The organism is Streptomyces sp. NRRL S-37 (genome assembly GCF_000721605.1).
Classification (GTDB): domain Bacteria; phylum Actinomycetota; class Actinomycetes; order Streptomycetales; family Streptomycetaceae; genus Streptomyces.
Map to the genome: position 1 here is coordinate 1 of NZ_JOIZ01000018.1, position 14046 is coordinate 14046.

The following is a 14046-nucleotide window of genomic DNA, read 5'->3' on the forward strand; positions in this document are numbered from 1 at the left end:
GCGCAGCCACTCGGGCCGGGCGACGTTGATGCCGCCCTCGCCCTGCACGGTCTCGACGATCACGGCGGCGGGCTTGTTGAGGCCGGAGCCCTGGTCCTCGAGGAGTCGCTCGAACCACAGGAAGTCCGGGACCCGGCCGTCGAAGTAGTTGTCGAACGGCATCGGCGTGCCGTGCACCAGCGGGATGCCGGCGCCGGCCCGCTTGAAGGCGTTGCCGGTCACGGCGAGCGAGCCCAGCGACATGCCGTGGAAGGCGTTGGTGAACGACACGATGGCCTCGCGCCCCTTCACCTTCCGGGCCAGCTTCAGCGCGGACTCCACGGCGTTGGTGCCCGTCGGGCCCGGGAACATGACCTTGTACGGCAGGTCACGCGGGCGCAGTACCAGGTTCTGGAAGGTCTCCAGGAAACGGCGCTTGGCCGTGGTGGCCATGTCGAGGCCGTGGGTGACGCCGTCGCGCTCCAGGTAGTCGAGCAGGGCCCGTTTCAGCACGGGGTTGTTGTGCCCGTAGTTCAGCGAACCGGCCCCGGCGAAGAAGTCGAGATAGGTGTGGCCGTCCTCGTCGGTGAGGTAGGGCCCGTGCGCGCGGTCGAACACCGCCGGCCAGTCGCGGCAGTAGCTACGCACCTCGGATTCCAAGGTCTCGAAGACGCTTAAGGCGGGCGGCATGATGGTCATGCGTACTCCCGGAGGGTCGTCAAGCAGCGGTGGTTGACGCGGAGGAGGTCTCTGACAGGCGCTGGGCCTGGTCCACGTCCTCGTACAGGAGGGACAGCAGCACCTCGTGCAAGCCCTCAGGAGGTGTGTTGCCGCGTCGCAGGCGGCGCACGGCCAGATAGCACTGGCCGGCGAACCTGGCCCAGGCATCGGTGTGGCGGATGAACGGTTCACACACCTCGTGAGGGACGGTGTGCGTCAGCCACTGCGCGTGCAGGCGGCGTGAACGCGCAAGGAGCCAGCCCTCCAGCAGCAGCGCCTCGGCGGCGGTCGAGGGGTCGTCGTAGTCCTGGTACTTCTGCACGTAGACGCGCATGAGGTGGCTCGCTTCGCTCAGGCTGGAGGCGTTGCGCTGAAGCGTGTGCGCTATGCCGGGTCGCTGCGGTGCCGTCGCCTCGACCTCGCCGACGCGTAGGCTCTGCCCTGCCAGTCGTTCCTCGAACTCCCCGCGGCTGATCACCCATGCCGATGGCCTGGCAGGACCGTAGGGGGTGTCGTTGTGGTACGCGTCGACCACTTCCACACTCTCCTCGTCCCGGCGCAGGAGCAGGAAGCTGTGGTCCATGTGGGCGTGACCGGCGTAGGGACACCAGGGCAGCGCGTAGGCGTCTGCCACCACGTAGATGGCGTGCTGTGGCGAGGTCGGCGCATCGAGCAGGCGGAAGGCGCCGCTGACGGAACTCGGCCGGCTGATGTTCCGCAACCGTATCCCCGCCAGGACGTGCGCGTCTGACACGTGCTGGTCGATCGATGGCTCGACCGTGGGCAGCGACGTGACCGGCGACGCAGTCGTGTGAAAGCGTAGCGGGGCGCCGAGCAGGCGGTGGGTTCCGCTGCTGTGCACGCTGTCGGCCAGCACGGCGATGTTCGCCTGTATGCAGTCGAAGGCGGTCGCATCAATGCCCTCGATGATCGGCTGCCACCGACTCATGAGGGTGCGTTCTCGGCAGTGATGACCGTGGTGCTCGGCGTGTCCTGGGTGGCTGGCGGTGGGTAAGCCCCGTTTTCGTCGTGGACCTCCGCGCCTGTCACTGCCGGCGTGAACACGCAGAGGAACCGCATCTCGGTGGAGGCCCTCAGGGTGTGCCGGTCGTGCTCGTTCAGAACATAGAGGGAGCCTTCGCGGAGCGGGTGGACCCGGCCGGTGGCGTGGTCCTCGATCTCTCCTGCTCCGGCGATGCAATACACGGATTCCAGGTGGTGCAGGTACTCCAGCGTGTACTCGGCTCCGGCGTAGGCGATGGTGTCGTGCAGGGAGTAGCCCAGACCATCGCCGGCCAGGAGCAGCCGTCGACTGCGCCATTGGGTGGTGCGGACGTCCTGGTCGCTTCCGGTGATGTCGTCGACATTCTTCACTATCACGTGCTTTTCTCCCTACGCCTGTGACGTCGCCGCGCTCTTATCGATTGCGGACCATAAGTCGCGCACCGTGCGGAGGTGCGCGAGGTCCTCGTCCGCGATCGAAAAGCCGAAGTGTTCTTCGACCTCCTCAAGCAGCTCGATGATTTTCATCGAATCCATACCGAGGTCTTGTTCCAAATTCGCCTCAAGGAGGCGGTCCGCTGACATATCTGGCACCGGCCGACGGCGAACGAGTGCGAGCAGTTCGACTTCTCCATCGCCTCGACTACCCAATCGAATGACCTCTCTCGTCAGAGTTATCAGCTGCTATCACAGACTGGAAAACCGGATCGGGCCTATTCGGTAGAGAACTTCACTGGGATGCCCGTCCGGGAACTGGGACGCGTCGAAGAGTGTGGACCGCTCCACGGAGGCGCCCGTATCGCTCGCGAACTTTTCCAGCATCATGATGACGGGGCGGTTGCCAGGGTTCACCGTGGTTTCCAGGTGGGTCACGCCGTGAGTTCCCGCCCGCCGCAGCAGAGTCTCCAGCATCGCCCCGGGAAGGCCGGGACGACGATCTTCCGGGTCCGCAGCCGTCTGCCAGGCGAACAGCACGTCAGGCACTTCCTGCCTGCGATAGCCCGTGATGAAGCCGATGACTTCGCCGTCTTCTCGCTCCGCGACGACAGAGCTCTCAGAAAAGTCACGACACCACATCAAGTAGCTGTAAAGGCTGTTCCGGTCGAGATTTTCACTGCGATTCACAAGATGCCACATACGTGACGCATCGCCCACTTCTGGCGGACGAAGCAAGTAAGAGCCGCTCATCGAGGAAGCAATCCTTCCCTGGCTTTTCCCTTCGAGCCGGCCAGTTGCCGCCGACCAACAACATGATCTGTGCACGCATTTGCACTGTCAAGCCGTCGCCGCAGCACCCGAAATACGGGACCCCGAATCCCCGAAATTCATCAACCCAAGCCCGCCGGGACGGAAATCGACTGAAACTGTCGCAATCCCAGCCACTTTCGCGCACTATGCGAGAAATTTCCTACTCGCCAGTTTTATTACGACCCGGGAGTGCCGGCGTCGCCACCCAACGGGGGCGTGGCCTCGACCTGTGATGTGCGTCACATCGCATCGTTCAACATTTTCAGCCACGCTTCAGCAGTGAATTCTTTACGAAGTCATTCACGGTTTAAAGATCAACCTTTTCATGGCGGTAGCGCCGGCGGACTGCACCTCTCGCAATTCCGTAGGTGAGGCAGCTGGATGATCACCGGTCCGGCGCACGGTGACGGGGGCAGCTTTGTGCGATCAGCTCATGATTGCCCTCGCTCAGCACCGCATCGCCACCACCGGCCAGCTGCGCCGGGTGCTGCGCCCGGACGGCACATGGCAGCTGATCTCCCGCGCCCTGAACAAGTTGCGCTCCGACGGCTTCGTCGACCACACGGTGCTGCCCGGCTCGGACCGCTCCCCCGCCCATGCCCGGTACCTCACGCCCGACGGCGCGCGTCCGACGAGGGACCTGCCGGTCCTGCGGGGGGCGGCCGCCCTGCCCGATCGCCTCCACCACGGCGGCGTCGCTGAAGACGGCGCACACCCTGACCGTGGTGCGCGCCCATCTGGCCTTCGCATCCGATACCCGCCGGTGAAGGACAACGGGTGGTGGCCGACGCCGTCCTGCACTACACGCTCGTCAAGGGCGAGCAGCGGCGTAAGCTGCGCGCGTTCGTGGAGGTCGGCCGCGCCACCATGAGCGGTGAGCGGCTGGCGGTGAAGCTGATCGAGTACGCGCGGCTGCATCAGTACGAGGCCCAGCCCGCCGGCCGGCGCGTCGCCGCGGAGCCCGGCCGGGTGCGCTGGTATCCGGTCTTCCCCCGCGTGCTGTTCGTCCTCCAGACCGCACCCCGGCCCCGCCACCTCGCGGCCCCCGCGCCGCCGAGCAGTCCGCCTGCCGAACAGCCCAGCCAAGAGCGCTCCCCCTACGCGACAGCTCCGACGGCACCGCAGACCAGGAGCAACGCCCCCTCCGCCTCGCCGGCTCAGACGCCCGACACCTCAGCCACCGCCACCGACCCCACCACGGCCGCGCCGACGTCGGCCCAGACCGACGGACCGTTGAACCCGCGGATCGTGCCGGGGGCCACGGCCCCCGGCTGGCCCAGCTCGCCGTCCTGCTCCTTTTCCGGCCCGGGCGCAGCTCCGAGACCCCGTGTGCCGACATGGACCCCGCCCACCCCTGGCACCTGGATACCCTCAACGCCCGTATGCAGGGCCTGTGCCGCTCGCTGGGCAACGATCCCGACGCAATCCCTACGTGCCGTGCCGCAAGAGCGGCCAAGACCCCTACCGCCTCTCCCCCGCCGTCCGATGCGCCTGGACCCGCTTCCTGCAGCTCGTCGAACGCGCCCTGCCCTCGGGCCCGGCCGCGGCCTACCCGACCTCGAGCGGGCACTCTCACCGGTACGCGGCAAACCGTTCGGTGGCACCCCGCTGCCGTGGGCCGAGCCCTACCAGCAGGAGATGCCCCCGGATCGTCGACGTGGCGCACACCGTGGCCATCCACCGCACCGCCCCCGGTCCCCACCACGACCTCAGCGCCGCCCGCCAGGCCCTCGCGACCGGCCTCGACGTCGACAACGCCGCCGAACTCCTCCACCGCGACTGGTGCCGGCTCGAACACGCGGCCGGGAACCGGCAGGGACTGCACACCACGCTCACCCGCGTCCAACAGGTCGACCGGGAATGCGCACGCTCCCTCTTCGCGGACCTGACACGGGACGCCACGGTGCCGCTGGACCCCGACGAGCTCCTCCACATGCCTGGCCTGCGGCAGCACGTCCGCGTCCTCTTCGGCGACACAGCAGTGCGCTGCTGCAAGCACACGATGCGCTGGATGTACGACGAGCGGGACGTCCGTTCCGCCGACCAGGCCCTGGCGGGCCTGCACGTGGACCTGGGTGACGTCGTCGACGTGCAGCTGCCGCGTACCGCGACCTCCCGCAGCGCGCCCCGGAGGAACGCCGCCGGCCCGACTGATGGCGCACGCTGAGCTCGTGGATGGTAGACCGGGCCCGTCACAAGCTGGTCCAGGAGAGCCGTCCCCACGACGAGTGGGGCGACTGGCGAGTCATCGGCGGCCACGGACTGCCCGGGGGCCTGACGTGGGACGAGTTCGTCGCCTCCAGCAGCCAGGCCCGGCACCTGCGGAACATCGCAGGCACCCGGCCCCTCCAGCTGCTGGCCCGGTCCGGTTCGACCTGGCTTCTGCCCCGCGCCTACACCGAGTTCCTGGACCGCAAGGCCAGGCACAGCACCCCGTCGCGTGCCTGCCGGCAGAGGGCCGGGGTGAAGCCTTCCGGGAAGCACGGGCTCGCCGCGAGCGAGAACGGGCCCCGGGCGGCAGGGACGACGGCCTTCACGGTCAGCCTCCGTGCACGGTGAGCCGGTAGCCCTCGGGGCCGGTGAAGGAGAATGTCGGCCCGAAGGGACTGTCCTGCAGCGGGGTGACGTCCTGTGTGCCGGCGGCGAGGAGCTGTTCGCGCAGTGCCGGGGCGTCGGTGGTGCGCAGCCACAGCGCTACGCCCAGGCCGGGACGTACGACATCGTCCAGGTCGACGCCGGGCAGCGGCTCGCGGACGGCGAACGGGATCGGGGTGGTGGCGAAGACGACCGCGTGGGCCGGCCCACCGGGGGCCCGCCGCAGCCCGAGTCGCTCCTCGAAGAACGCGGCCGCAGCCGGTACGTCCCTCACCTGCAGGGCGACGAAATCGGGGCCTTCGACGGTGGCGGTCATGGTGCCTCCAAGGGTGGTTTCCGGAACTTGCATGTCAGAACTTTGACATAGGCGAACGTAGACGCCGACCGCACGGCATGTCAAAATGCTGACATGGAAGACCGTGCGCCTGTCCCACCGCCGCATCCAGCCGAGGACGTCACCGAGCACGTGGGATACCGCCTCAAGAAGGCCTCGGCCGCCTTGCGCAGCGCCATGGACAAGGCCCTGCGCGAACACGACCTCACCGTCCCCCAGTACTCCTGCCTGGAACTCCTCGACGAACATCCCGGCTTGTCCAACGCCGACCTCGCCCGAGGTACCTTCGTCACCCGGCAGTCCGCCAACGTCGTCCTGCGCGGCCTCAAGGACGCCGGCCTGATCACCCGAGCGGCCAGCACCGATCACGGCCGCGCCCTGCCCATCCACCTCACCGCGGCCGGGCAGCGGCGTTTGCACACCGCCCGCAATGCCGTATACGCCATCGAGGAACGCATGATCAAAAGCATCCCTGCACGTCGGCTGACCGCCCTCCTGGCCGACCTCGACGCCATGACCGAAGCCCTCGACACCTGACCGTCGGCCCCTCCTCCGGGCGGAACGGACCGGCGTCCATGCGGAAGGTTCCCCTGAATTCCCGGCCGACGGTCCAGGCCTCGCCCAGGAAGGCGAGGCGGTCGGACTTCGTCTCCACCGACTCGATGGAGACGAGCGGACCTTCACCACCAGAGCCGGCCTGACCAGGTCCATGACCCTGCGGGCGATCGCCTCACCGTTGCCCATGGCCCGGGTGACCGCGGACACGGCCTGCGGTGGTGCACGTTCGCCTGTACGCCGACAGGTGGGCGTGAGATCGGCCAGGAGGCCGATGGCCTCGGTGATGCAGCGGTGATCGTGCCGACGCCGAATCCGGTGGCGAGCTGGACATCGGTACGCCCGTTGCGCAGGTGGGCGAGTGCCGAGTGTGAGGAGAGCACGCCCCACCGCTCATCCGGCCGAGGCCCAGCCCGTCCAGCCAGCCTGTGCGGGCACCGGACGTCCGCCGAAAATGCAGTACCCCGAGCCCGCGCAGACCGTGAAGGAGCTGGTCATCGTGGCCTGGAAGGCGGCCGCACGCCCGGTGTCCTGGCCGGAGGGATCCTGGCCGGGCAAGGGCCAAAGCGGCTTCAAGCGCATGTACTCGCGGCTCGTCGCCCTGCGCATCCGCCCGGCCGGACGCGGCATCCGCCGGGCCACCGGCGGTCCGGAGCCGCCCGAGCGGTGACTGCTGGCCGAATGGCCCGCCGGTGAGAGCGAACCGGTGCAGTTCTGGCTGTCGAACCTGCCTTCCGGCATGCCCCTGGCCACGCTGGTACGGCCGGCCAAACTCCGCCGGCACACCGGACACGACTACCGCGAGATGAAACAAGCCTGGAACTGGGCCAGTTCGAAGGCCGCACCTGGAACGGCCGGCGCCACCACGTCACCCTCGTCTCCGCCGCCCATGCCTTCCGCACCCTGCAACGACTGGCCCGAGACCCAAAAGACGCGGCGCCGGCCCCACCTGCCACCACGACATCCCCACACCCATACAAACCTGACCAAGCCCTACTGGAAGTGCTCTCCACGGCGCGGATGCACGTCCACCCCGATGCCGTGCACCCACAGGTCGCCGGCGTCGCCGGCGCCGATGTCCCAGGCGGTCACTTCGTCCGGGCACACGGTGCCGCGGGCCCGCAGACCGGTGACGATCAGGCGCGCGAGTGCGGCGGCCGCGGTCGGGTCCGTCTCGGGCATCTGAGAGGGCGTTTGAAGTGGGCAACTTGCCGTTTACGTCCTAGTACGTTCCTCGCCAGGTGGGTGTCGTCTCGTCCGTTATGCGTCTGGTGAGGTTGTCGAGCGAGGCGATGTGGATCATGGCCTCGGAGCTGGCGGTGAGGGTCTCGTAGTCGCGGGCAAGGCGGCGGTGCATCATGATCCAACCGATACTCCGCTCGACCACCCAGCGCCTTTTCACGACCTGAAAGCCGCGGGCCTCTGGGTTCCTGTTGACGACTTCGACGTCGATTCCGAGGCGGGCGCCGTGCTCGACGACGGCGTTCTTGAAGCCGGTGTCGACCCAGCTCTTGGAGATGGTGGGGTACGTCTCCTTTGCCTGGTCGAGGAGGCGAATTCCCAGGGCGTTCTCCGACAGGCCGGCGGCGGTGACAGTCACGGCGAGTATGAGGCCGATCGTGTCGGTGAGGATGCCGCGCTTCCGGCCGACGATCTACTGACTTCGGCTCGTTAGGGTGAATCACCTCGAAGTCCCTGACGGGATCGGTGTGGTGGCTGTACTTCGTGGTGTGTGAGGTATGCGGATGGGGGCGGGCTGACCCCTGCGGGTCGGCAGCGCCGTGAGACAGTGCGGATGCAGGCGGCCGAGCTGTTCGAGCAGGAGATCAAGCCGCCGGAGGTGGCACGGCGGCTGCGGGTGAGCCTGAAATCGGCCTATCAGTGGCACCAGTTGTGGCGGGACGGCGGTGTACAGGCTCTGGCCTCCCGTGGCCCGAGCGGGTCGCGGTGCCGTCTGTCCCCGCGCTGCCTGGAGAAGCTCGCCGGGTATCTGGAGCAGGGTCCGGCCGCGCACGGCTGGGCGGAGGACCAGGTGTGGACCGCGGCGCGGGTGGCCACGCTGATCGGCCGGAAGTTCCACGTCTCCTACAGCGTCTCCGGGGCGACGAGGCTGATGCACCGGCTCGGCTTCAGCCCGCAGGTCCCCGCACGCAGGGTCGCCGAGCGCGACGAGCAGGCCGTCACCGTCTGGAAGGAGGCGACCTGGGCGGAGGTAAAAGAGCCCGGGCGGCCTGCGGAGGCTACATCTGCTTCGAGGACGAGGCAGGCTTCACCCGCCGGCCGCCCAAAGGACGCACCTGGGGCCGGCGCGGCCGCACCCCGGTCGTGACCGTCAGCGGCCGACGCTCGGGACGCCTGTCGGTGGCCGGGCTGATCGCCATGCGGCCGGATTCCCGCACCCGGCTCTGCCACCGCCTACGCACCCATCGAGCAGGCAAAAGCACGCGCCGCAGCATGGGCGAGCGGGACTTCATCGCACTGATCGACGGCGTCCACCAGCTCGTCAAGGCGCCCATCGTGCTGGTCTGGGACCGCCTGAACACCCACGTCTCCCACGCCATGCGCAAGCTGATCGCCGAGCGGAAGTGGCTGACGGTGTTCCTGCTGCCCGCCTACTCACCCGACCTCAACCCCGTCGAGTGGGTCTGGGCACACGTCAAACGCAGCCTGGCCAACCTCGCCGTCGTCGCCCTGGACCGGCTCGAAGCACTCGTACGCAACCGGCTCAAACGCCTTCAGTACCGGCCCGACACCCTCGACGGCTTCATAGCAGGAACCGGCCTGACCCTCGACGAACCAGCCTCACCCTGACGAGCCGAAGTCAGTAATGGGCGATAGCTGAGGCGCTGAAGGCGCCTCCTCGACGTCGGCCGCCGGCGTCAGCACAACGTCTGCCGACGATCCGGGCCTTGAGCCCTCAAAGAAGACTGACGTGTGCTGACGCTCGCAGTCGACGTCAAGAGCGATCACTTGATCACCGATGATGCTCGTGGTCCAAGCCCCCTGCGGGGACTACCTCTTAGTGGGCGGTTCGTGAGGTGATGCCCGTTTCCGGGTGAGGGTTGTGTCAGGGGTGCTGGTCGTGGCGGTGACTATTGCTTCCTGGCGAAGTTGCCGGTGTCGGCCTCGGTGAGGATCCCGAGTTTGACCAGGCGTTTCAGCTTGGCGCGGGTGCCTTCGACGTTCTTCGGCAGCAGTTCGTGGCCGAGGGCTTCGCAGACGTCCTTGGCCCGTAGCGGTCCGGTCGCGTGGTTGAAGGCGGCGAGGATGCGGGGGTAGTCCGGGTGCTCGGGCAGCTCCGGCGGGCCGGCCGGGAGCCGGTCGGCGAGGCCGGTGACGGTCGTGCGGGTGATCGCGAGGTGCTCCAGGTGTGTCTCGGCCTCCCGCAGCCGGGTCTGCAGGTCGTCGATCTATGCGCGGAGGCCGTCGGCCAGGGCCTGGGCGGCGTCTTCCTGGAGGTCCAGGGCGTCGAGCAGGGGCCGGATGTTCACGCCGCCGCCTGCTCCGCGCGCCAGGTGGGGGCGTTCGTGCCGGTGAGGCGTCGGGTCATGGCGTGGGTCATCGCCCAGTAGACGCGGGAGGCGGAGGAGGAGGGGCGGTGCTCGTAGTCGCGGACCAGGCGCCGGTGCAGTATCAGGATTCCGTAGGTCTGCTCGACCCTCCACCGCTTCGGCTGCGGCACGAACCCCTTGACCTGCGGGTTGCGTTGGACGATCTCGACGTCGATTCCCAGGCCGGCGCCGTGCACGACGACCTGGTTCTTGAAGCCCTGGTCGACCAGGGCTTTGCGGACGGTGCCGCCGGTGTGCTCGGCGACCTGGTCCAGCAGGACGATGCCCGCGGCGTTGTCATGGGTGTTCGCGGCGAGGACGACGACCGCGATGACCAGGCCGAGGACGTCCACGGCCAGGCCGCGTTTGCGGCCGGGCACCCGCTTGGCCGGATCATGGCCGGTCGTGGAGGCGGGGACCCCGGCGGCTGCATGGATACTCTGGGTGTCCAGCACCACCAGGGTCGGGTCCTCTAATCGGCGGGCGCGTTCACGGACCTGGCAGCGCAGGAGCTCGTGGATGACCTGGTCGGTGCCGTCGTCCCGCCAGGCGGCGAAGTAGTAGTACGTCGCGCTCTTGGGCGGAAGGTCGTGCGGGAGATAGGCCCACTGGCAGCCGGTCCGCCCCTGGTAGAGGATCGCGTTCACGATCTCCCGCATGTCGTAGGCGCCCTGATGGCCGCTGACCGAGCGATGCCGGTCCTTCCACGCGGTGATCACCGGCTCGATCAACGACCACTGCTCGTCCGATAAGTCACTCGGATACGGCTTGCGTTCACTCACCCGGTCACATCACCAGATCAACAACCGTGGACCGGCAGATTCCGCCCCACCACCACACCATCAGGCGACAGCAGATCCACTCAAAGACTCACGAACCGCCCACTGAGGGGCCGGCGCCCGTCCGCGTCGAACGCGTCGAACACGCCACCGCCCGTACGGAAGTGGCGCGAATGCGCGTTGCCGCTCCGCCCGGACGGGCGCAGCCTGTGCAGTGGGAGCGCTCCCATGGTCGCTGCGGGGGCGCGTACCCGCACCCCCACGGCCCCCACAGTGGAAAGAGGGAGTCCATGACTTGGCATGGTCATGCTAAATTGCCGCTCCGGTCCCGTCTGCCGCTCGCCCTGACCGTGATCGTCGCCGCGCTGCTCTGTCTGGTCCCCTGGAGCGGTACCGCCGTCGCCCACGGCTCGGTGATCGACCCCGCGTCCCGCAACTACGGCTGCTGGCAGCGCTGGGGGAGCGACTTCCAGAACCCGGCGATGGCGCAGGAAGACCCGATGTGCTGGCAGGCGTGGCAGGACGACCCCAACGCCATGTGGAACTGGAACGGCCTCTACCGCAACGGCTCCGCCGGCAACTTCCAGGCCGTGATCCCCGACGGCCAACTCTGCAGCGGCGGGCACACCGAGGGCGGGCGCTACGACTCCCTCGACGCGGTGGGCGCCTGGAAGACGACGGACGTGGCCGACGACTTCACCGTCAGGCTGCACGACCAGGCCAGTCACGGCGCGGACTACCTCCTCGTCTACGTCACCCGGCAGGGCTTCGACCCCACCACCGAGCAGCTGGGCTGGGACGACCTCCGGCAGGTGGCCCGCACCGGCTCGTACACGCCCGGCCAGAACTACTCGGTCCCGGTGAGCACCTCCGGCCTCAGCGGCCGCCACATCGTCTACACGATCTGGCAGGCCTCGCACATGGACCAGACGTACTTCCTGTGCAGTGACGTGAACTTCGGCTGAATCAGCGGCACTTCACCGCTCCCGTCCCCAAGTCCCCGCCGAACCACGTGAGTCCGGCGGGGACCGGTGCGTACGGCACCGGGGCTTTCCCGGATTCCGCGAAGAAACCGCGAGTCCTTTGAACACGCTGTGGCCCGCCTACGTATGGGGCGTGGGAATCCCTTGCCCACCCCCCGCAACGAAAGCGTAGGAGTACTGCCTTGGCACGCAACACACGCAGACGCCCCAAACAGCGCGCGACTCTCGCCGCGTTCGCCCTGATCCTGGGCGGCGGCGGGATGATGGCGGCCAACGTCTACGCCTCCGCGACGGAGGAGGGCGGGCAGGGCGGCCAGGCGCAGGTCTTCTCGGGCGCCACGATCGACTGCCCGGACGTGGCCACCGAACTGACGTCGGTGCCGGAGGAGGCACGGGCGGAGGTGGACAAGGAACTCGCCGGCCTGGACGCGCAGATCGCGGAGGCGTACAAGCGGATCGGGGAGTCGGCCGAGGCGCTCCGCCAGGACCCGGGCTTCGCGAAGAACGCGATCGCCAAGCCGCTCGAGGAGAAGCGTGCCGCGGCCCTCGCCCGCATCGGGACCGCCATCGACCGGGTCGGGGACCGGCCCGAGGGCCTCGAGGAGCTCGCCGACTGCGCCGTGCGCGAGTCCGGCAACGCCGCACAGCCGGACGCCGGGCAGGAGGGCGCCGGCGACGAGGGCGAGCAGGCGGGCGGCGAAGGCGACGGCCAGGACCAGCAGGACCAGAACCAGCAGGACCAGCAGGACCAGCAGGACCAGGACCAGGGCGGGAACGGCGGTCAGGCCGGCAACGGGCCGGTCGCCGGCGACTACGTCGACATCGAGAGCGTCCAGCCCAACGTCACCGAGCCGGAGCAGACGGAGAACGCCTCCCGCGGCACCTTCACCAGCGAGTGCGGTGTCAACGAGAACGGCCTGTTCAACTCGGACAACGTGATCGCCGCACCGGGTGTCAGCAACGGCGCCCACCACTTCCACGACTACATCGGCAACCAGGCCACCAACGCCTTCTCCAGCGACGAGGACCTGGCGCAGGCGGAGACGAGCTGCGCCGACCAGGGCGACAAGTCGGCGTACTACTGGCCCGTGCTGCGGCTGCAGAACGGCACCCAGGAGCAGGACGCCCAGTCCCCGGGTGGCGGCATCGAGGGCAACGCCGGTGAGATCGTCACGCCCAAGGAGGTCACGCTGACCTTCGAGGGCAACCCGCAGGGCGAGGTCACCGCCATGCCCCGGCTGCTGCGCATCATCACCGGCGACGCCAAGTCGTTCGTCAACGGCCCCGCCAACGCCAACGCCTCCTGGAGCTGCACCGGTTTCGAGGACCGGCAGATGACGGACAAGTACCCGCTGTGCCCGCAGGGCAGTGACGTGGTGCGCAGCTTCGACTTCCAGAGCTGCTGGGACGGCCGCAACATCGACAGCGCCAACCACCGTACGCACATGGCGTTCGCGGACGAGGCCGGCAACTGCCCGGCCGGCTTCAAGGCCGTGCCGCAGCTGGTGCAGCGCATCGTCTACGACGTCGACGCGCCGAGCCTCGACGACGGGGGCAAGACCACTCCGCTGTTCGCGGTGGACTCCTTCCCGGAGCAGCTGCACAAGCCGATCACGGACCACGGTGACTTCATCAATGTCTTCGACGAGGACCTGATGAACGAGGTCGTCGCCTGCATCAACGAGGGCCGCACCTGCGGCGCGGGCGCCGGCGGCGACAACGGCGACGGTGGCGACAACGGCAACGGTGGCGACAACGGCAACGGCGGTGACAACGGCGGCGACCAGGGCGAGGAGCCTCAGCAGCCGGAGGAGCCGCAGCAGCCCGAGGAGCCCACGGCCACGCCCGACGACCCGGCCCAGGGCGGCGACGACAACCAGGACGACGGCAAGAACGACGACGGAAACCAGAACAACGGCGGTGACCAGAACAACGGCGGCGACCAGGCCGACGGCGGCAACCAGGACGACGGCGCGCAGGAGGAGCCGTCGCGGGACCCGGCCACCGAGCAGCCGGACGTCAAGGCCTCGACCCCGGCCGGGAACGCCGACGGCGCCGGCGCCGGGAACCAGGACGGCGGCGACGAGGGCGGCCAGGACGACGGCGGTCAGGCGGCCCAGGCCGCCGAGGTGCCCGGCAGCCTCCCCGAGCTCGAGGCCGAGAACCAGGCCGAGGCACAGGGCGAGAGCGGCAGCCTCGCCGAGACCGGGGCCCAGCTCTGGCCGGCCGCGATCGGCGGAGTGCTGGTGATCTTCGGATTCTTCGTCCTGCGCAGCGTGCGGCGCGGCGCGGCCTGATCC

The 14046-nt window shown here is 68.7% G+C and carries 14 protein-coding genes and 4 pseudogenes; 8 read left to right on the forward strand and 10 right to left on the reverse strand.

Annotated features, from left to right (window positions below; genetic code table 11):
• The 5 genes from IH50_RS0125150 to ectA all read right to left on the reverse strand — a co-directional run.
• A partial coding sequence (locus tag IH50_RS0125150) for an aminotransferase class III-fold pyridoxal phosphate-dependent enzyme (protein WP_030866573.1) occupies positions 1 to 678 on the reverse strand: 678 nt, incomplete at its 3' end.
• 19 nt (positions 679 to 697) lie between these two features.
• Positions 698 to 1648, reverse strand: a complete 951-nt coding sequence (locus IH50_RS38875) for a hypothetical protein (protein WP_051767448.1) — start codon at positions 1646 to 1648, stop codon at positions 698 to 700.
• On the reverse strand, positions 1645 to 2079 hold the full coding sequence (locus IH50_RS0125160) for an ectoine synthase (protein WP_051767449.1): 435 nt from the start codon (positions 2077 to 2079) through the stop codon (positions 1645 to 1647). Before IH50_RS0125160 ends, IH50_RS38875 begins: the two co-directional genes overlap by 4 nt.
• A gap of 12 nt (positions 2080 to 2091) precedes the next feature.
• Positions 2092 to 2286 (reverse strand): acyl carrier protein, encoded by a 195-nt coding sequence (locus tag IH50_RS43595; protein WP_030866580.1) that lies wholly within the window; start codon positions 2284 to 2286, stop codon positions 2092 to 2094.
• 102 nt (positions 2287 to 2388) lie between these two features.
• Complete coding sequence (ectA, locus tag IH50_RS0125170) at positions 2389 to 2889, reverse strand: diaminobutyrate acetyltransferase (RefSeq protein WP_051767450.1); 501 nt, start codon at positions 2887 to 2889, stop codon at positions 2389 to 2391.
• 493 nt (positions 2890 to 3382) lie between these two features.
• On the opposite strand from ectA, the pseudogene IH50_RS42740 reads away from it, so the two are divergent.
• The 3 genes and pseudogenes from IH50_RS42740 to IH50_RS38885 form a co-directional block, all read left to right on the forward strand.
• Positions 3383 to 3981 (forward strand): annotated as a pseudogene (locus tag IH50_RS42740) (replication-relaxation family protein); the annotation flags it as partial.
• A gap of 625 nt (positions 3982 to 4606) precedes the next feature.
• On the forward strand, positions 4607 to 5116 hold the full coding sequence (locus IH50_RS42745) for a hypothetical protein (RefSeq protein WP_051767451.1): 510 nt from the start codon (positions 4607 to 4609) through the stop codon (positions 5114 to 5116).
• A gap of 8 nt (positions 5117 to 5124) precedes the next feature.
• A complete protein-coding gene (locus IH50_RS38885; protein WP_030866587.1) occupies positions 5125 to 5508 on the forward strand; it encodes a hypothetical protein in 384 nt (127 codons plus the stop codon).
• Here IH50_RS38885 and IH50_RS0125195 read toward each other — a convergent pair.
• Positions 5489 to 5860: a VOC family protein gene (locus IH50_RS0125195; RefSeq protein WP_030866591.1), complete on the reverse strand. Its 372-nt coding sequence runs from the start codon at positions 5858 to 5860 to the stop codon at positions 5489 to 5491. The genes IH50_RS38885 and IH50_RS0125195 overlap by 20 nt on opposite strands.
• 93 nt (positions 5861 to 5953) lie before the next feature.
• On the opposite strand from IH50_RS0125195, the gene IH50_RS0125200 reads away from it, so the two are divergent.
• Positions 5954 to 6415, forward strand: a complete 462-nt coding sequence (locus tag IH50_RS0125200; protein WP_030866594.1) for a MarR family winged helix-turn-helix transcriptional regulator — start codon at positions 5954 to 5956, stop codon at positions 6413 to 6415.
• Positions 6416 to 6679: 264 nt separating this feature from the next.
• Here the strand turns inward: IH50_RS0125200 and IH50_RS42110 are convergent.
• Positions 6680 to 6825, reverse strand: a pseudogene (locus IH50_RS42110) (IS5/IS1182 family transposase); the annotation flags it as partial.
• On the opposite strand from IH50_RS42110, the pseudogene IH50_RS37990 reads away from it, so the two are divergent.
• Positions 6819 to 7378: pseudogene (locus IH50_RS37990) on the forward strand (IS701 family transposase); the annotation flags it as partial. The pseudogenes IH50_RS42110 and IH50_RS37990 overlap by 7 nt on opposite strands.
• Before the next feature lie 48 nt (positions 7379 to 7426).
• Here the strand turns inward: IH50_RS37990 and IH50_RS42115 are convergent.
• Both IH50_RS42115 and IH50_RS37995 read right to left on the reverse strand, forming a co-directional pair.
• Positions 7427 to 7615, reverse strand: coding sequence for a hypothetical protein (locus IH50_RS42115; protein ID WP_199822133.1), 189 nt, complete (start codon positions 7613 to 7615; stop codon positions 7427 to 7429).
• Between the two features lie 40 nt (positions 7616 to 7655).
• A pseudogene (locus IH50_RS37995) lies at positions 7656 to 8087 on the reverse strand (transposase); the annotation flags it as partial.
• Between the two features lie 78 nt (positions 8088 to 8165).
• Here IH50_RS37995 and IH50_RS43600 point away from each other — a divergent pair.
• Positions 8166 to 9244 (forward strand): IS630 family transposase gene (locus tag IH50_RS43600; RefSeq protein WP_420709112.1). Its coding sequence is split into 2 segments (ribosomal slippage): positions 8166 to 8667 and positions 8667 to 9244, totalling 1080 coding nucleotides; the frame shifts between segments, so codons are not numbered across the junction.
• A gap of 676 nt (positions 9245 to 9920) precedes the next feature.
• On the opposite strand, the gene IH50_RS0125230 is transcribed toward IH50_RS43600, so the two are convergent.
• Positions 9921 to 10766: an IS5 family transposase gene (locus IH50_RS0125230; protein WP_030866603.1), complete on the reverse strand. Its 846-nt coding sequence runs from the start codon at positions 10764 to 10766 to the stop codon at positions 9921 to 9923.
• Between the two features lie 287 nt (positions 10767 to 11053).
• On the opposite strand from IH50_RS0125230, the gene IH50_RS0125235 reads away from it, so the two are divergent.
• The gene (locus IH50_RS0125235; protein ID WP_030866605.1) at positions 11054 to 11728 is read left to right on the forward strand and encodes a lytic polysaccharide monooxygenase auxiliary activity family 9 protein; all 675 of its coding nucleotides are present in this window, start codon (positions 11054 to 11056) and stop codon (positions 11726 to 11728) included.
• 278 nt (positions 11729 to 12006) lie between these two features.
• Positions 12007 to 14043 carry a DUF1996 domain-containing protein gene (locus IH50_RS0125240; protein ID WP_107062144.1) on the forward strand — a complete coding sequence of 679 codons (2037 nt, stop codon included), beginning with the start codon at positions 12007 to 12009 and terminating at the stop codon, positions 14041 to 14043.
• Positions 14044 to 14046: the final 3 nt, after the last annotated feature.